General features: G+C 71.1%; 19 protein-coding genes. 7 read left to right on the top strand and 12 right to left on the bottom strand.

Features of this window, described 5'->3' with window-relative positions; genetic code table 11:
- Positions 1–15: 15 nt before the first annotated feature.
- Positions 16–786, bottom strand: coding sequence for a TetR/AcrR family transcriptional regulator (locus ACIGWZ_RS33585; RefSeq protein ID WP_400070733.1), 771 nt, complete (start codon positions 784–786; stop codon positions 16–18).
- Positions 787–895: 109 nt separating this feature from the next.
- Here ACIGWZ_RS33585 and ACIGWZ_RS33580 point away from each other — a divergent pair, with 109 nt between their 5' ends.
- From ACIGWZ_RS33580 to ACIGWZ_RS33570, 3 genes are all read left to right on the top strand, one after another.
- A complete protein-coding gene (locus tag ACIGWZ_RS33580; protein WP_400070731.1) occupies positions 896–1,975 on the top strand; it encodes an alpha/beta fold hydrolase in 1,080 nt (359 codons plus the stop codon).
- A gap of 106 nt (positions 1,976–2,081) precedes the next feature.
- On the top strand, positions 2,082–2,726 hold the full coding sequence (wrbA, locus tag ACIGWZ_RS33575; protein ID WP_400070729.1) for an NAD(P)H:quinone oxidoreductase: 645 nt from the start codon (positions 2,082–2,084) through the stop codon (positions 2,724–2,726).
- A 16-nt stretch (positions 2,727–2,742) separates the two neighbouring features.
- Complete coding sequence (locus ACIGWZ_RS33570; protein WP_400070727.1) at positions 2,743–4,158, top strand: glutamate decarboxylase; 1,416 nt, start codon at positions 2,743–2,745, stop codon at positions 4,156–4,158.
- 106 nt (positions 4,159–4,264) lie between these two features.
- Here ACIGWZ_RS33570 and ACIGWZ_RS33565 read toward each other — a convergent pair whose 3' ends face one another.
- From ACIGWZ_RS33565 to ACIGWZ_RS33545, 5 genes are all read right to left on the bottom strand, one after another.
- Positions 4,265–5,530, bottom strand: coding sequence for a cation:proton antiporter (locus tag ACIGWZ_RS33565; protein WP_400070725.1), 1,266 nt, complete (start codon positions 5,528–5,530; stop codon positions 4,265–4,267).
- 194 nt (positions 5,531–5,724) lie between these two features.
- Positions 5,725–6,357: a PadR family transcriptional regulator gene (locus ACIGWZ_RS33560; protein ID WP_400070723.1), complete on the bottom strand. Its 633-nt coding sequence runs from the start codon at positions 6,355–6,357 to the stop codon at positions 5,725–5,727.
- A 122-nt stretch (positions 6,358–6,479) separates the two neighbouring features.
- The gene (locus ACIGWZ_RS33555) at positions 6,480–7,022 is read right to left on the bottom strand and encodes a DinB family protein (RefSeq protein ID WP_400070721.1); all 543 of its coding nucleotides are present in this window, start codon (positions 7,020–7,022) and stop codon (positions 6,480–6,482) included.
- A gap of 125 nt (positions 7,023–7,147) precedes the next feature.
- Positions 7,148–8,605 (bottom strand): aldehyde dehydrogenase family protein, encoded by a 1,458-nt coding sequence (locus ACIGWZ_RS33550; protein WP_400070719.1) that lies wholly within the window; start codon positions 8,603–8,605, stop codon positions 7,148–7,150.
- Between the two features lie 84 nt (positions 8,606–8,689).
- Positions 8,690–9,553 (bottom strand): helix-turn-helix domain-containing protein, encoded by an 864-nt coding sequence (locus tag ACIGWZ_RS33545; RefSeq protein ID WP_400070717.1) that lies wholly within the window; start codon positions 9,551–9,553, stop codon positions 8,690–8,692.
- Between the two features lie 312 nt (positions 9,554–9,865).
- On the opposite strand from ACIGWZ_RS33545, the gene ACIGWZ_RS33540 reads away from it, so the two are divergent.
- Positions 9,866–10,375, top strand: coding sequence for an ATP-binding protein (locus tag ACIGWZ_RS33540; protein ID WP_400070716.1), 510 nt, complete (start codon positions 9,866–9,868; stop codon positions 10,373–10,375).
- 224 nt (positions 10,376–10,599) lie between these two features.
- On the opposite strand, the gene ACIGWZ_RS33535 is transcribed toward ACIGWZ_RS33540, so the two are convergent.
- The 5 genes from ACIGWZ_RS33535 to rpmG all read right to left on the bottom strand — a co-directional run bounded on the left by ACIGWZ_RS33535 (position 10,600) and on the right by rpmG (position 13,183).
- Positions 10,600–10,839, bottom strand: coding sequence for a DUF397 domain-containing protein (locus tag ACIGWZ_RS33535; RefSeq protein WP_400070714.1), 240 nt, complete (start codon positions 10,837–10,839; stop codon positions 10,600–10,602).
- A 414-nt stretch (positions 10,840–11,253) separates the two neighbouring features.
- On the bottom strand, positions 11,254–11,490 hold the full coding sequence (gene rpsR, locus ACIGWZ_RS33530) for a 30S ribosomal protein S18 (protein ID WP_400070712.1): 237 nt from the start codon (positions 11,488–11,490) through the stop codon (positions 11,254–11,256).
- 105 nt (positions 11,491–11,595) lie between these two features.
- The gene (locus ACIGWZ_RS33525) at positions 11,596–12,744 is read right to left on the bottom strand and encodes a GTP-binding protein (protein ID WP_400070710.1); all 1,149 of its coding nucleotides are present in this window, start codon (positions 12,742–12,744) and stop codon (positions 11,596–11,598) included.
- The gene (locus ACIGWZ_RS33520; RefSeq protein ID WP_400070708.1) at positions 12,744–13,010 is read right to left on the bottom strand and encodes a type B 50S ribosomal protein L31; all 267 of its coding nucleotides are present in this window, start codon (positions 13,008–13,010) and stop codon (positions 12,744–12,746) included. The genes ACIGWZ_RS33525 and ACIGWZ_RS33520 overlap by 1 nt, the downstream gene beginning before the upstream one ends.
- Positions 13,011–13,018: 8 nt before the next feature.
- Positions 13,019–13,183: a 50S ribosomal protein L33 gene (gene rpmG, locus ACIGWZ_RS33515; protein WP_400070705.1), complete on the bottom strand. Its 165-nt coding sequence runs from the start codon at positions 13,181–13,183 to the stop codon at positions 13,019–13,021.
- Positions 13,184–13,259: 76 nt separating this feature from the next.
- Here rpmG and rpmB point away from each other — a divergent pair, with 76 nt between their 5' ends.
- The 3 genes from rpmB to tatA all read left to right on the top strand — a co-directional run bounded on the left by rpmB (position 13,260) and on the right by tatA (position 14,109).
- Positions 13,260–13,496 carry a 50S ribosomal protein L28 gene (rpmB, locus tag ACIGWZ_RS33510; RefSeq protein WP_400070703.1) on the top strand — a complete coding sequence of 79 codons (237 nt, stop codon included), beginning with the start codon at positions 13,260–13,262 and terminating at the stop codon, positions 13,494–13,496.
- Positions 13,496–13,801 carry a 30S ribosomal protein S14 gene (gene rpsN, locus ACIGWZ_RS33505; protein WP_400070701.1) on the top strand — a complete coding sequence of 102 codons (306 nt, stop codon included), beginning with the start codon at positions 13,496–13,498 and terminating at the stop codon, positions 13,799–13,801. The genes rpmB and rpsN overlap by 1 nt, the downstream gene beginning before the upstream one ends.
- A 110-nt stretch (positions 13,802–13,911) precedes the next feature.
- Positions 13,912–14,109, top strand: a complete 198-nt coding sequence (tatA, locus tag ACIGWZ_RS33500; RefSeq protein ID WP_400070699.1) for a Sec-independent protein translocase subunit TatA — start codon at positions 13,912–13,914, stop codon at positions 14,107–14,109.
- Positions 14,110–14,175: 66 nt separating this feature from the next.
- On the opposite strand, the gene ACIGWZ_RS33495 is transcribed toward tatA, so the two are convergent.
- Positions 14,176–15,021, bottom strand: a complete 846-nt coding sequence (locus ACIGWZ_RS33495) for a nitrilase-related carbon-nitrogen hydrolase (protein WP_400070697.1) — start codon at positions 15,019–15,021, stop codon at positions 14,176–14,178.
- Positions 15,022–15,760: the final 739 nt, after the last annotated feature.

Here is a 15,760-nt window from a genome sequence, read left to right as displayed (position 1 = left end):
GGGGCCGCCGGGCCGTCAGGCCTCCTCGGCGTGGTCGATGAGCGCCTGGACGCCGTCGAGGATGCGCTCCAGGCCGAAGGCGAGCGGGTCGGCCGGCGGCGACGCGAACGCGCCCTGGGCGAGGGCCTTGGTCAGGGCGGGGAAGCGGTCGGCGTGGCGGTCGAGCAGTTCGCCGGTGAGGCGGTTCCACTCCTGGTCGTGGTCCTCGTCGAAGTCGGCCGTCTGCTGGGCGAGATTGCGCACCAGCCCGACGATCAGGAGGAACACCTGGTGGCGCTGGGCGGCCGTCAGGGCGGTCGGTTCCATGGCGGCGAGCGCGGCGTCCAGCCAGCCGAGCTGGCCCGGCCCCATGGCCTGGCGGCGCATCGCGGTGGCCGCGAGCAGCCAGGGGTGGTCCCGGTAGACGGCCCATGACCGGCGGGCCCATTCCTCGAGCTGGGGCCGCCAGCCGGGGCCCGCGGCCGTGAGATCGGGGCGTTCCGAGCTGACGGCCTCGACCATCAGCTCGACGAGCTCGGCCTTGCCGGGTACGTAGCGGTACAGGGCCATCGCCGAGACGCCGAACTCCGCGGCGACCTTGTTCATCGAGACGGCATCCAGGCCCTCGGCGTCGGCGAGGGCCACGGCGGCCTCGGCGATGCGGCGGGGGGTGAGGCTGGGCTTGGGGCCGCGGGTGGGCTGGTCCTGCTCGCCCCACAGCAGCGCGACGCTCGTGCGCAGGTCGCGCGCCTTCTCCTTGCCCCCCTTGGCTCCCTTGCTTCCCCGGGCTGTGCCGGTCCTGGCCATGACGGTCCTCCCTGTCGGTGCTGCGGCGCGGGGTGGGTTGACGCCCTCACCAACTGTATATACCTTAAACCTCATCGCTTAGCGCATAAACAGTTTAGGGGGAACACTCATGTTCGGCACTCTCGCCATCGCCTCCGCCGTCGTCGTCGCCGCGCCCGCAGCCGGCCTGTTGGGCCATCGACAGCTCAAGCGCGCCGCCCACACCAAGAAGCTCCGCATCACGAGCCCGAACGGCATCGACGCAGCCGGCTTCGTCCGCATCGGCGGCATCGACCAGTGGATCTCGATCCGCGGCGAGGACCTCCGCAACCCGGTGATCCTGGAGATCCACGGCGGCCCCGGCGCCTCCAACCTCGCCTTCACCCCGCGCACCCGCGCCTGGGAACGGCACTTCACCCTCGTGCGCTGGGACATGCGCGGCGCCGGCCGGACCTTCGGCCGCACCGGCCCGGACGGACAGGGCGAGATGAGCCTGGCGCGGCTCCAGCGCGACGCCCTCGAGGTCACCGAGCACGTCCGCGCCCGGCTCGGCGTCGAGAAGGTCCTGCTGGTCGCCAACTCCCTGGGCTCCGTCCTCGGGCTGCGCCTGGCCCGCAGCCGGCCCGAGCTGTACTCCGCCTACGTCGGCACCGACCAGAACATCAACGCCGGCGGGCGCGAGCGCGCGGCGTACCGGGCGCTGATGGACCGGCTGCGGGCGGCGGGCAAGCGCAAGGAGCTGGCGACCGTCACCGCGATGGGCCCCGACAAGTCGGCCTGGAGCCCCGAGCAGTGGACGCGGTACAACAAGCTCCTCGTCACCTCCGACCCGCTGACCTTCGACACGATGAAGACCGTGGTGCTCCGCTCGCTGTGGTTCTCGCCGCTGCACACCCTCCGCGAGCTGGGTACGTACATGAAGGCCATGAACTTCTCCGAGCGCATCGTGCCCGAGACCGTGACGATCGACGAATGGGCCGAGGGCACCGCTTTCCGCATCCCGTTCTTCCTCTTCCAGGGCGATCGCGACGTCATCACCCCGTCCGAGCCGGCCCGACGGTTCTTCGACGACGTCACCGCCCCGGTCAAGGACTTCGCGCTCATCGAGGACGCGAGCCACTTCGCGTCCTTCCGCCGCCCCGACCGGTTCCTCGACCTGATGCTCGGCACGGTGCGCCCGGCGGTCACCGGCGAGCCGCTCGCCCGCTGACCTCCGCGCCCCGCCCCACGCATCCGTCCCGGGCCCCCCTCCTCTGGCCGAACCCTGGAGGCCGGGCTTCCGCTACGCCCCTATCGTCGAGGCGAGGAGGTGCCCCATGTCCCCGGACCCGCCCCCGCCCCACTCCCCGCCGGTGCACGTAGCCGTCATCTACTACTCCTCGACCGGCACCATCGCCGAACTCGCCCGGGTGATCGCGGACGCCGCCGAGCACGAGGGGGCGGAGGTGCGGCTGCGCAGGGCGGCCGAGCTGGCGCCGCAGGTGGCGATCGAGGCGAATCCCGCGTGGGCGGCGAACGTCAGGGCGACCGCCGACGTCCTGGAGGCGACGGCCGAGGACATGCTCTGGGCGGACGCGGTGATCTTCGGTACGCCGACCCGCTTCGGCAATGTGACCTCGCAGCTCAAGCAGTACATCGACACCCTCGGCGGCCACTGGCAGCAGGGCCATCTGGCCGACAAGGTCTACAGCGGCTTCACCGCCAGCGCCACCAAGCACGGCGGCCAGGAATCCACCCTCCTCGCCCTCTACAACACCATCCACCACTTCGGCGGCATCCTCGTCACCCCCGGATACACCGACCCGGCGAAGTTCACGGACGGCAATCCGTACGGCACCTCGCACGTCGGCGGCCCGGACGTCCCGGTCGACGACGAAGCCCGCACCGCGGCACGCATCCAGGCGAAACGCGTCGTGAAATTCACCCGGGCCATCAAGTCCGGTCTCCCCCCGGCACATTGACGGACGGACAGCGGACATGACCCTCCACAAAGGCGCATCCGACCGCGACCGACGGTCCGCCGGCCACTCGGTCAACCCCTTCTACGGCGAGGCCGACCCGGTGTCGGGCATGACCTCCTCGCCCCCGCGGCACACCCTGCCCGACGCCCCCATCGCCCCCCACGCCGCCTACCAGTTCGTGCACGACGAACTGATGCTGGACGGCAATTCCCGGCTCAACCTGGCGACGTTCGTCACCACCTGGATGGAGCCGCAGGCCGGCGTCCTGATGGCCGAGTGCCGCGACAAGAACATGATCGACAAGGACGAGTACCCGCGCACCGCCGAGCTGGAGCGCCGCTGCGTGGCCATGCTCGCCGACCTGTGGCACGCCCCCGCCCCGGAATCGACCGTCGGCTGTTCCACCACCGGCTCCAGCGAGGCCTGCATGCTCGCCGGATTGGCCCTGAAGCGACGCTGGATGCAGCGCAACCAGGACCGGTATCCGGGCTCGGCCCGGCCCAACCTCATCATGGGCGCCAACGTCCAGGTCTGCTGGGAGAAGTTCTGCAACTTCTGGGAGGTGGAGGCGCGCCAGGTGCCGATGGAGGGCGACCGCTTCCATCTCGACGCGGAGACCGCCGTCGACCTGTGCGACGAGAACACCATCGGCGTCGTCGCCGTCCTCGGCTCGACCTTCGACGGGTCCTACGAGCCGGTGGCCGACATCTGCGCCGCCCTCGACGACCTCCAGGAACGCAAGGGCTGGGACATTCCGGTGCACGTCGACGGCGCGTCCGGCGCCATGATCGCGCCGTTCCTCGACCCGGACCTGGAGTGGGACTTCCGCCTCCCACGGGTCGCCTCGATCAACACCTCCGGGCACAAGTACGGCCTGGTCTACCCCGGCGTCGGCTGGGCGCTGTGGCGCGACCAGGAAGCGCTCCCCGAAGAGCTGGTCTTCCGCGTCAACTACCTGGGCGGCGACATGCCGACCTTCGCCCTCAACTTCTCCCGCCCCGGCGCCCAGGTCGCCGCCCAGTACTACACGTTCCTGCGACTGGGCCGGTCCGGCTTCCGCGCCGTACAGCAGGCCACCCGGGCCGTGGCCCGCTCGACGGCCGAACGCATCCGGTCGCTGGGCGACTTCCGCCTCCTCACCAGGGGCGACGAGCTGCCGGTCTTCGCCTTTACGACCGCCGACGACGTCCAGGCCTTCGACGTGTTCGACGTCTCCCGGCGGATGAAGGAACGCGGCTGGCTGCTGCCCGCGTACACCTTCCCCCCGAACCGCGAGGACCTGTCCGTCCTCCGCATCGTCTGCCGCAACGGCTTCTCCCAGGACCTGGCCGACCTCTTCCTCGCGGACCTGGAACAGCTCCTGACCGAACTCCGGGAACAGCCGGGCCCGCTGCAACGGCCGGAGAACGTGGCGACGGCCTTCCACCACTGAGGGCCCGCCCGCCCTGTGCACGAGGACCGCCGCGCCGGACCCGGCGGGCACCTCCCGCGCGTGACGCCCCCCGGACGGCGGGGAGGAAAGCTCACGGGCGCCCGGGTCATGCGACGCCGTCGCCGGCCGCTCCACGGGGCGGGGACCCGGCGGACCAGGCGCCGTAGCGGGCGCCCAGGTACGCCGCCGAGGCACCGTGTGCGCAGACGCTCAGCCCCACGGTCACGGCGACGACCCCGCCGAGCAGCTCCCCGCCGGGCAACTGCTCCTCCAGGGCGAGCAGCCCGAACACCACCGAGGCCAGCCCGCGCGGCCCGAACCAGCCGACGTACGCCACGGTGGGCGCGCGCAGCCTCGTACCGGCCAGGGCGACGGCGACGGGCAGCATCCGGATCGCGGTGAGGCTGAGCACGGCGTACAGCACCATCCGCCAGTTCAGGTGGGTCAGGGCGGGGCTCAGGACCAGCGCGCCGAAGAACAGGAAGCTCAGTGCGGTCAGCAGCGCGCCGAAGCGGTGGGTGAACTCGGTGGTGTGACCGGTGTCCGCATCGGCCGTTCCCGGGCTGCCTGCGGACAAGGCGGCGGCCCGCACCCCGGCCCCGAACGCCAGGCCCGCCGTCCAGGCCCCGATGAACCCGCTCCCGTCGACCAGGTCGCACGCCGCGTAGGCGACCACCGGCACCGCGAGAACCAGCACCTGGCGCCAGTCGGGTGTGCTCCACCCTCGCGCCGCCGAACCACGCAGCAGCCGCGCGCCCAGCCACCCGGCCGCCAGCCCGATGGCGGCGCTGACCACGAGGGCCAGGAGGAACGTCGCCAGCGGACCCCGGTGCCCGCCGTGGCCCCCGGCCGCGGCGGCGAGGGCCAGCACGAAGAACGGCAGGGCCAGGCCGTCGTTCAGGCCCGATTCGACGCTCAGGCCGTGCCGGACGAGCGCCGGGACCCGCCGGTCCGCGATCGCCTGCTCCCCCAGGGCCGCGTCGGTGGGCGCCAGGATGATCGCGGCCAGCGCAAGCTCCCACCCGCCGAGGCCCGGCAGGACGAGCCAGGCCGTCAGCCACCCCAGCACCATGGCCAGCGGCAGCCCGACCGTCAGGAGCCGAACCGGCAGAAAGCGTTCCCGCCGCAGGTCCCCGGTCCGGATCGCGGCGGCGTCCGTGAACAGCACCAGCGTCAGCGCGCTCTCCAGCAGCGTGCGGGTGAGCTCGGCATCCTGGCTGCGGGTGATCAGATCCAGCCCCAGCGGTCCGATCGCGATCCCGCAGGCGACGAACAGCATCGGCCCGGAAACCGCCGTCGTGGACAGCCGCCGCGACAGCGCCGCATACCCCGAGACCACCGCACCCGCCGCCACCGCGGCCCAAGGATTCACCCGGCCCACCTCATCCGTTCCGGTCCACCGCAAGCTTGCGGCCGCGCCCCGGCCGGAACGGCACGGCGCCCCGCACCCTCACCCGAGCGTCACCGGATGGCCCCCGGAAAGGCCCCGGGCGACCTGCTCGGCGCCCCACCGCCGGAGACTCCGCATGCCGGGCCGCCCACCAGGAAGCAAGTAGTCAACTTTGACTACCGTCGCCGTCGCGCCCCTTCGGCATACGGGTTCTCCTGCCCCTCCGCCAGCACCCCGACGAACGGCTCGCCCTCCCCCGCGAAGACATACGCGCCGCCCTCGATCCGCTCGATCAGCCCCCGAGTCCACTCCGCGCCGCTGTCCGCGGAGCACACCCACATGTTCATGATCTCGCCGATATGGCCGAGCCGACCCGGCCCTTCCTCGGGGGTGTAGTACTCGGTGGCCGTGCTCCGCCACTCCTCCAGGCCGCGCACCCGCTCCTTGAGCAGCGCCACCGCCTCGGCCCGCGGCAGATCCAGCAGAAAGCCGATCCCGGCGCTCAGCACATCGGCCTTCTGGTCGTGCCGCGAGAGCGCCGCGCGCAGCAGCGTGAAGAACTCCGCCTCGCCCGCCCCGGTCAGCTCGTACTCGGTACGGGGCGGGCCGCCGGCGGTACTGGCCGCGACGTCATGGGCGACCAGCAGCCCCTGCTTCGCCATCTGCTTGAGTGCGTGATAGATCGAGCCCGGCTTGGCGTTGGACCACTCATGGGCGCCCCAGTACTCCAGGTCGTTGCGCACCTGATAGCCGTGCGCCCGCCCGTGCTGCCGCACGGCACCCAACACCAGCAGCCGGATCGCCGACATCGTCTCCTCAATCCCTCACAGCCCGTCCTGCCCACAGACTAGACGGGCCCGGCCGGCGACGAACCGGGCCGAACCCGAGCCGTTCGGCGCCGGCCTGCTGCGGGGAAAGCGGACGCCCGCCGCTACCCCTCGCGCGCCTTCCGCTCCTCGTCCACCAGCACGAAGGCCGTCTTGCCGTCGAGGGACTCGCGGACGATGTCGGCGTGACCGGCGTGCCGGGCGACCTCCTCGATCAGGTGCAGCGCCAGCCAGCGCATCGACTGCCGGGCGTCCGGCGGGAACCACGGCGCCTCCGGCAGCGCGAAGGTGTCGTCCAGGCTCGGCACCGCGCGGAGGAACTCGTCCGTCTCCTTCGCGGTCCGCTCCCAGTAGGCCAGCACACCGGCCAGCGTCTCGTCGTCCTCCCGCTCGAAGCTCCGGCCGAACTTCTCCGCGTCCAGCGGGCCCGGGCTCCCCGCGGCGATCGCGAGCCAGTTCTCCTCGACCTGCGCGACATGCTTGACCAGCCCGAACAGCGAAAGCTCGCTGGCGCTCGGCCGCTCGACGACCTGCTCCTCGGTCAGCCCGAGGACGGCCCGCCGCACGCCGCCGCGCTGCGCCTCCAGGAAGCTCAGCAGGGCACCGCGCTCGTCACCATGGGCCTCGGCAACAACATGAGTGGGCATAACGGCCGCCTTTCATGACGTCCAGCGGCGAACGGCCCCGCGCCGCCCGCCTTCCGACATGACCAACGTAAGGGCCAAGTAGGACAGCTTGCTTCCTACTTGCCGTCCTGGCCCCGGCCCAGCCCTCAGAACGGGAACCGCGAGCGGCCGTGCTGGATCGAGATCCACTTGGTCGTGGTGAACGCCTCCACCATCGCGTCACCGTTCAGCCGCCCCACCCCGGAGCTCTTCTCGCCGCCGAACGGCACGATCGGCTCGTCGTGCACCGTGCCGTCGTTGATGTGAATCATCCCCGTGTCGATGCGCTTGGCGAACCGCACGCCGCGCTCGATGTCCGCGGTGTGCACGGCGCCGCTGAGCCCGTACGGCGTGGCGTTGGTGAGCCGTACGGCCTCGTCGTCCCCGTCGAACGGGATCAGCAGCACGACCGGGCCGAAGATCTCCTGGGCCAGGAGCGGAGAGTCCTCCGGCAGGCCGCTCAGCACGCTCGGCCCGACCAGCGTGCCCCGGGTCTCGCCGTGGACGAGCGCGGCGGCACCGTCGGCGACCGCCCGGTCCACCAGGGCGGTGATGGCCTCGGCCTGGCCCTCGTTGATCAGCGGCCCGATGTGCGTCCCCGGATCCGTCGGGTCACCGACCTTCAGGGACGCGACCTTGGCGACGAACTTCTCGGTGAACTCCCGCTCCACGGCCCGGTCCACCAGCACGCGGTTGGCGGCCATGCAGACCTGGCCCTGGTGCACGAAGCGGCTGAAGACGGCGGCGTCCACGGCGTAGTCGAGATCCGCGTCGTCGAGGACGACCAGCGCGCTGTTGCCGCCCAGCTCCAGGATCGCGTGCTTGAAGTTCGCGGCGGCGACCGTCGCGACATGGCGGCCGACCTTCTCCGAGCCGGTGAAGGAGATGGTCTTGGGCACCGGGTGCTCGATCAGCGCGTCCCCGATCTCGGCGATGTCGGTGACCACGACGTTCAGCAGCCCGGCCGGCAGCCCGGCCTCCTCGAAGATCCTGGCGACCAGACCGCCACCGCAGATCGGGGTGTTCTGGTGCGGCTTGAGGACGACGGCGTTGCCCAGCGCAAGGGCCGGCGCGACGGACTTGACGGAAAGGAGGAAGGGGAAGTTGAAGGGGGAGATGACGCCCACCACACCGACCGGGAGCCGGTAGAGGCGGTTCTCCTTGCCGTCGATCGGCGAGGGCAGGATCCGGCCCTCGGGGCGCAGCGCCAGCTGCATCGCCTCGCGCAGGAATTCCCGTACCAGATGCAGCTCGAAGCCCACCTTGGCCAGGGTCCCGCCGACCTCCGCGGCGATCGCCGCGCCCAGCTCTTCCTCGCGGTCGTCGATGATCCGCAGCGCCCGCTCGAAGACCAGCCGCCGGGTGTACGGATTGGTGGCGCCCCACTCCCGCTGGGCGCGCTCGGCGGCGCGGTAGGCCTGGTCGACCTCCTCGACCGTGGCCACGGTTATGGAGGACAGTTTTTCGCCGTTATAAGGATTGAAATCGACGATGTCCCAAGAGCCGCTGCCGGAGCGCCACTCGCCGTCGATGAACTGATACGCCAACTCGTCGAAGTAGGACATGCCATCCCGATCTGGAGAACAGGGCGCTCAGGGCGCCGCATTGGGGGGTGCTGACTCCTGATGGTTTTTCATCCTACTCACGCGTTACATGAGTTGGAGTAGACCACGCAACAGGTCGCGGCTCTCGGCCGGATTCGGCCCCTCCTCCTGGAGGCGGTCCATCGCCCTGGCGTAGTGCGCCACTTCCTCGGGCTTGTCCACATACAGCGCGCTGGTCAGCTGTTCCAGATACACGATGTCCGGCAGACCCGTCTCCGGGAAGCCGAGCATGGTGAACGCGCCGCTCTCCGCCGCATGCCCGCCGAAGCTGAACGGCATGACCTGAAGGCGCACATTCGGCCGCTCGGACACATCGATCAGATGCCGCAACTGCTCGCGCATGACCTCGCGGTCACCGTACGGACGGCGCAGCGCCGCCTCGTCCAGCACACAGTGGAATTCCGCCGGCCGTTCGGCCAGCAGCAGCTTCTGCCGCTCCAGCCGCAGCGCGACCCGGCGTTCTATCTCGGCGGTGCCGGCGCCGGGCATGCCGCTCTCGACGACCGCATGCGCATAGCCCTCCGTCTGCAACAGCCCGTGCACGAACTGGACTTCGTAGTTGCGGATGAGGGACGTCGAACCCTCCAGGCCGACATATGTCTGGAACCAGCCGGGCAGCACATCGGTGTAACTGTGCCACCAGCCCGTCGCGTTGGCCTCTCGGGCGAGGGAGAGCAGCGCATCGCGCTCCTGCTCGTCCCCGACCCCGTACAGCGAGAGGAGATCCTCCACGTCCCGCGCCTTGAAGCTCACCCGCCCCAGTTCCATGCGACTGATCTTGGATTCCGACGCACGGATCGAGTAGCCGGCCGCCTCGCGGGTTATGCCGCGCGATTCACGAAGCCTGCGGAGCTGCGCCCCCAGCAGGATGCGCCGCACCACCGACCCGCTCGACTCACCTTCGGACACCTCTCAGACCCTCCTGTGACCCCACCCCGTCCAATGGTGCGCCGCAGTCTGCCACGTTCGCGCTTCGTTGAGTGCTCGTGCGGTTACTGATATGTGACTTCCCCTCAAGCCCTCCACACGAAGTCGGAGGAAATATCGGCGCGATATCGCCTGGATCCACGCAATCACGGCGCGTGCACGTGCATTTGCCCTTGCATCTGTCGTGGTCATTGGGAACGATAGGCGTCGCACGCATGCTCGCTCGTGAAAGATCCGCCAGATCCGGCTGACCGGCCAGGGTCATGACGTCCGCGAACGCCAGGAGTGCCTCGCATGGGGACCAGGGTTTTGACCATGCTCGAGCCGTTATGGCAGGGCCTTCCTCCCGTCGACCCCTTGTCCGTCTCCGGATCCGCGTCCTGCACGCTCGCACCGCGCTACGAATCGGTCGGCGGTGCACGGAAGTTCACCCGCGAAACCCTTCAGGACTGGGACCTGGACGAACTCTTCGACGGGGTCGCCCTGGTGGTCTCCGAGCTCGTCACCAACGCCCTGCGGCATGCGGTCCTCGCCACGGAGGCCCGGGTCCCGGAACCCCGCATGCCGGAGGCGGCCGACGGCGCCTCGCCCACCCGGCTCCACCTGATGCGCTGGTCCTCCCGGCTCATCTGTGCCGTGCGCGACCCCAGCGATGCCTCACCGGTCGCCGGGGAGGCCGACTCGGCCGCGGAATCGGGCCGCGGGCTCTACCTGGTGGAGTCCTTCAGCGACAGCTGGGGCTGGCACCGCCTGACCGGCGCGATGCACGGCAAGATCGTGTGGGCCCAGTTCCGGCTGCCGTAGTACGGGAGGACCGTGGAACCGGAGGACCGGGAAGCCGGAGGACCGGGGATCGGAGAAGGGCACCGCGGTGCTCGTATGCAAGGCCCTGCCCGGCGGCGCGGGAAAGCGCTCCGCCCGGACAGGGCCTCCGTCGTGCGTACCGCGTCGCGCAGGGCGCCCCTGCGCGACCGCGCTTCACAGGGCCAGACGTCCGACATCGGACATCGGACGTCGGACCTGCGCCCCTAATCGCGTACGAGGTGGTCGAACTCCCCGTCCTTGACGCCGAGCAGCATCGCCTCGACCTCGGCCGGCGTGTAGATGAGCGCCGGGCCGTCCGGGAAGCGGGAGTTGCGTACCGCGATCTCGCCCCCGGGAAGCTTCGCGAATTCCACGCAGGAACCCTGGGAATTGCTGTGCCGGCTCTTCTGCCAGGCCGCATCGCGGAGATCCGTTGCGGCCATGCCGTTGTATGCGTCGGGCACAGGGCTCTCCCAGTGAGAAAGGGCGTCAACTGCGGGGGATCATAGCTGTGTTCACATGCAGATGCATGCGCAGATGCACGTGCACGACAGGGCGTGCCGCACCGGTCACAGCTCGTCGAGCGCCTTCCCCGAACGCTCCGCCACAATCGACCCCCGCCCGCCCCTCATGATGCGGTGCGCCCGCACCCGGCACCGGCCGACGGGCTCGAAGCCCTCATGGACACCCTCATGGACGCCTTCGTGGACGCCCACGTGGACGACGAAGAGACGGGCGCCGGGTCCTTCGGGTTCCGGGGTCTGGCGTCCGGTGATCGCCTGCGGGAAAGCCGTGGACGGCCCGCCCTAGAGAAGGGCGGGCCGTCCGAACAGGCGCAGGAGGCCCCTACGCGTCATCCGCGGGGGATCTCCCACCCGTCATCGAGAGGCGTACGGCAGCAGCGCCATCTCCCGGGCGTTCTTGATCGCACGGGCCAGCTGCCGCTGTTGCTGCGCGGTGACCCGGGTGACCCGGCGGCTGCGGATCTTGCCGCGGTCCGAGAGGAACTTCCGCAGCAGATCGGTGTCCTTGTAGTCGAGGGAGGTGATACCCGCCGCGTCCAGCGGATTGGGGCGGGGGGTGGTCCTGTGGCGGGGGTCGTGCCGACGGGGCATGAGGGACTTCCTTCACGGGTGCTGCGGGTTCACGAGTGCGGCGGGCGGATCCCTACGGCGGGACGGCCGGTAGGCGCACGGGCCGCGGCCGGCCCGCGGCAGGTTCTACGGGACGGGGTCGAGGAGCTGGTCGAAGGCGGGCGGCAGGCTCCTCCAGGCCGGCGGGCCGCCCGCGTACTCGGCGTCGGTGAGCAGGCAGGACTCCAGCAGGGAACTCAGCCCCTCGCGGTCCAGTCCGGGCGAGGTGAACACCAGATGCTGGGCACGGTCGCCGTGCTCGGGGTGCCAGTCCAGCGCGGCGGCGGCCCTCCGCATCGGCGGCACCATCTCCCAGGCGGCGTCCGGCAGCGAGGCCAGCCACGGCCCGGCGTTCTCCACGCACAGTGCGCCGCCGGCCGCGTCCCAGGACAGCAGCGTGTCCGGGCGGTCGGCGAGCCAGAACCGGCCCCGGCTGCGCGCGGCCGCGCAGGTCAGGTCCTCCAGCGCGGCGTAGAGCCGCTCGGGGTGGAAGGGCCGGGTGTGCTGCCACACGAGCGTGCCGATGCCCTCCGCGTCGGCCTCCTGCGGCAGCAGCGCACAGGCCGGGTGCTGCCGCGCCGCCGCCGCCTCCACATCGAACCCGGCCCGCGCGACGGCCGCCAACTCCCCCGAGGCGACGGGCACTTGGCGGGCCGTGGGATGCAACTGCGCCAGCAGGGCGAGGTCCGCGGGCTCGGCGGCCTCCTCCCCCTCCGCGATCGCCAGGACCGGTGCGTACTCCAGCTGCCGCGCCCAGGTGTCGGCGACGGTGCGCCGGTCCGAGGCCGCGGCGGCGAGCCCCGCCTCGGCGAGGTCGTCGCCGCACCCCAGGTACGGCAGCAACAGCGCCGGGTCGACGGCCGTGATCACCCCCGTCAGCGCAAGGTTCTCGCTGCCGCAGGCGGTGACCACCTCGGCCATCGCCTGCGGCTCGACCGAGTCCCACAGCTCCACGATCGCCAGCCGGCAGGTCCCGCCCGCGGCCAGCCGCTCCAGCTCGGGGACCAGGTCCTCGCGCAGCGCACAGCAGGCGCAGTCGTTGACCAGCGGGGCGTCGCCGGTGCCGAGCGTCCCGCCGGCGTCGCGGACCGTGCGCCGCACGGTGCCGTCCGCCGCCGAGGCGAGGTCGTGGTGGAGGGCGACGCTGCCGGGCACGGCGCGCAGCAGCCGCTCGACGGCGGCCCGCCGCGCATCCGCGTGCAACCCGCCCACCAGCACGATGTCGAGCGGATCCATCAGCGGGCCCCGCGACGACCGGACGACGTGCCGTAACGGCGCTCGAACCGCTCCACACGGCCCGCGGTGTCCATCACCCGGGCGGTGCCCGTGTAGAAGGGGTGGCTCGCCGAGGAGATCTCGACGTCGATGACGGGATAGGTGTTCCCGTCCTCCCACTCGACGGTCTTGTCGCTGGTCGCGGTCGAGCGGGTGAGGAAGGCGTAGTCGGCGGCCCGGTCACGGAAGACGACCGGCCCGTACGCGGGGTGGATTCCAGGCTTCATGACTGTCCTCAGCGCTCCTCTCGGAAGGTGGCGTGACGCCCGGCGACCGGGTCGTACTTGCGCAGTTCCAGGCGGTCGGGGTCGTTACGGCGGTTCTTGCGGGTCACGTAGGTGTAGCCGGTGCCGGCGGTGGACCGGAGCTTGACGACCGGGCGTAGTTCGTTGCGGGCCATGCAGGTAGTATACGCAAATGGTTTCCATTTTCAATAAGGGCTCCCTCGGGGCCCCGGCCATCGAAAGGACCGCATCGTGTCCGCCCACTGCCAGCTGACCGGCCGCAAGCCCGGCTTCGGCAACGCCGTCTCCCACTCGCACCGCCGCACCCCACGCCGCTTCGACCCCAACATCCAGCGCAAGCGCTACTGGCTGGAGAGCGAGGGCCGGCACGTCCGGCTCACGCTCAGCGCCAAGGGCATCAGGACCGTCGACACGATCGGGATCGAGGCGGCCGTCGCCCGGATCCGCGCCCGGGGGGAGAAGGTCTGATGGCCAAGCAGAGCAAGATCGCCAAGAACGAGAAGCGACGCGCCACGGTCGCGCGCTACGCGGCCCGGCGGGCCGTCCTCAAGGCCGTCCTCCGCCATCCGCAGACGCCCGAGGAGGAACGCTTCGCCGCCCGGCGCGAGCTCTCCCGCCAGCCGCGGGACGCCAGCGCCACCCGGGTCCGTAACCGCGACAGCATCGACGGCCGCCCGCGCGGCTACTTCCGCGCCTTCGGGCTCTCGCGCGTACGGCTGCGCGAAGGGGCCCACCAGGGCCATCTGCCGGGCGTGCGCAAGTCCAGCTGGTAGCCGCCCCCGGCCGTCCGGGCCCAGGGGCGCCCCCTGGACCGGGCGGCCGGACCGTTCGGGTAATACTGGACAGACCGTCCCCAGGCATCACCCGACGAAAGCGAGCGACCATGCTCCGCAACGCCTTCGAGCCCTGGCACCTCCTCCTGATCCTCGCGGTCCTCGTCCTGCTCTTCGGCTCGAAGAAGGTCCCGGACATGGCACGCGGCCTCGGCCGGTCGATGCGCATCCTCAAGTCCGAGGCCAAGGCCCTCAAGGACGAGCGCCCGGCCGAGACGCCCCGCCCGGAGTCCACCCCCAGCCGCTGACGGCCGCGGCCGCCCCCTGGCCGACCCGCGCCCCGTCCGGTCCCGACCGCCCCGCCCCGCCTGCCCTCAGCTGTCCCCGCCCTCGTCGATCAGCCGCCGCACCTCGCGGTCGACCAGCCCCAGCCGGGCCTCGGCCACCAGCGGCACCGCGCGCCGCTGCCGACGCGCCTCGGCGGGATCGATGTCCACGGTGACCAGCGCGGGCTCCCACTTGGGCGCCTGCGCCACCACCGTCCCCCGCGGATCCACCACCCGCGAGCCGCCCCAGAACGTGGCGCCGTGCTCGTTCCCCACCCGGTTGACGAACACCACCCAGCACTGCAGCATCCGCGCCGTATAGGACAGCAGCGTGTCCCAGTACAGAACGGTGTCCATCGCCTCCGGGTCCAGGCTCGCCGCGCTGTTGGTCGGCACGAACAGCACCTCGGCGCCGTCCTGCACCGCCAGCCACGGCAGCACCGGCTGCCACGCGTCATTGCACACCAGCGTGGCGCCCCGCCCGCCGCTCGCCGACTTCGACAGGTCGTACGCGCGCATCGACTGGCCCGGACTGACGTGCTTGCGCTCCTCCCACGCAAGGTAGTTCGGCAGATAGAGCTTGCGGTGCGCATGCACCATCGCCCCCTCCGCGTAGTACGCCGAGGTGTTGTACGCCCGCAGAACGGTGTGCTCGTGCAGGCCGACCAGCACATCGGGCCCGAGGATGCTCAGCTCCAGGAGCCGGGGATCGCGCGACTCGATGGAGGTATCGCGCTTGAGCGCCCCCAAGTGATAACCGTGCAGGCTCAGTTCGGGAAAAACGACGAGCTCGGCGCCCTGCTCCGCCGCCTGCTTGATCTGCTCCTGGGCGATGCCGATATTCTCCGGCACCTCACCCAGCACGCAGTCCGTCTGCGCCAGTGCGATACGCATGGCCCACACCTCACCGATCAGTCGGCTTTGCGGCTTCCATTTGCTGCTTCTGCTTGTGGCTTCTGTTTGCAGCTTCGCCCGAGGCTTCCCCTTACGGGTTTAATGCAATTTTGCCAGTTTCCGGCCGTACGGTCTCCCGGATCACACACCGCACCCGAACCGCACCCCAAGGCCACGTCGGGCCCCTGACAGAGGGGTCTCCACCAACGGGCGAAAGAACGATCCTTCCCGTGCCGGACACGGGCTTCATGCGTTGATCCACACAACCCGTCGCACGCCCGCCGGGCGGCTTCCAGCCGCAGTCCGCCCGGCGGCGCAGAGACGACGGCGCGCGGCCGAATCGTCCGGCGATGCCGATGACCGCCTCGGCCGGGCGGCCCAGGCCGAGCGGCCCGCCGGACCCGCTCGGCCGGCCGCCGAACCCCGGCTCCTCCGCGACGGGCCCGCACGGCGGGCGAACCGCTGCCGTGCCGTTCACCGGCCCCCTCCCCTACGGCACGGCCGCCGCGGAGATCCCAGCCGGCGGCGACGCCCCGACGGCACCCGCCATCGTCCTCGTCATTGCGCACGTCTTGGTCATTGCGCACGTCCTCGTCATTGCGCACGTCCTCGTCATTGCGCATAACCCTTCGGGAGAGGGAACTCCCGGTACGGGAGCCCCCTTCCACCAACCCCCACGCGGGCGCGAGTTCCGCACCCTCACCCGAACAGAGGGAATTGCGCCTGCCCATAAGCCGTC

Source organism: Streptomyces sp. NPDC053427 (assembly GCF_044544985.1).
Taxonomy (GTDB): domain Bacteria; phylum Actinomycetota; class Actinomycetes; order Streptomycetales; family Streptomycetaceae; genus Streptomyces.
The sequence above is the reverse complement of the archived record's forward strand: the minus strand, read 5'-3'. Positions and strand labels throughout refer to the sequence as shown.

Coding starts and splice junctions, on each gene's coding strand:
- rpsR (WP_400070712.1), bottom strand. CDS start 11,490: ATGCCCCGTCGGCACGACCCCCGCCACAGGACCACCCCCCGCCCCAAT.
- ACIGWZ_RS33540 (WP_400070716.1), top strand. CDS start 9,866: ATGGGGACCAGGGTTTTGACCATGCTCGAGCCGTTATGGCAGGGCCTT.
- tatA (WP_400070699.1), top strand. CDS start 13,912: ATGCTCCGCAACGCCTTCGAGCCCTGGCACCTCCTCCTGATCCTCGCG.
- wrbA (WP_400070729.1), top strand. CDS start 2,082: ATGTCCCCGGACCCGCCCCCGCCCCACTCCCCGCCGGTGCACGTAGCC.
- ACIGWZ_RS33525 (WP_400070710.1), bottom strand. CDS start 12,744: ATGGATCCGCTCGACATCGTGCTGGTGGGCGGGTTGCACGCGGATGCG.
- ACIGWZ_RS33570 (WP_400070727.1), top strand. CDS start 2,743: ATGACCCTCCACAAAGGCGCATCCGACCGCGACCGACGGTCCGCCGGC.
- ACIGWZ_RS33585 (WP_400070733.1), bottom strand. CDS start 786: ATGGCCAGGACCGGCACAGCCCGGGGAAGCAAGGGAGCCAAGGGGGGC.
- ACIGWZ_RS33555 (WP_400070721.1), bottom strand. CDS start 7,022: ATGCCCACTCATGTTGTTGCCGAGGCCCATGGTGACGAGCGCGGTGCC.
- ACIGWZ_RS33520 (WP_400070708.1), bottom strand. CDS start 13,010: ATGAAGCCTGGAATCCACCCCGCGTACGGGCCGGTCGTCTTCCGTGAC.
- rpmG (WP_400070705.1), bottom strand. CDS start 13,183: ATGGCCCGCAACGAACTACGCCCGGTCGTCAAGCTCCGGTCCACCGCC.
- ACIGWZ_RS33495 (WP_400070697.1), bottom strand. CDS start 15,021: ATGCGTATCGCACTGGCGCAGACGGACTGCGTGCTGGGTGAGGTGCCG.
- ACIGWZ_RS33550 (WP_400070719.1), bottom strand. CDS start 8,605: ATGTCCTACTTCGACGAGTTGGCGTATCAGTTCATCGACGGCGAGTGG.
- ACIGWZ_RS33560 (WP_400070723.1), bottom strand. CDS start 6,357: ATGTCGGCGATCCGGCTGCTGGTGTTGGGTGCCGTGCGGCAGCACGGG.
- ACIGWZ_RS33580 (WP_400070731.1), top strand. CDS start 896: ATGTTCGGCACTCTCGCCATCGCCTCCGCCGTCGTCGTCGCCGCGCCC.
- rpsN (WP_400070701.1), top strand. CDS start 13,496: ATGGCCAAGCAGAGCAAGATCGCCAAGAACGAGAAGCGACGCGCCACG.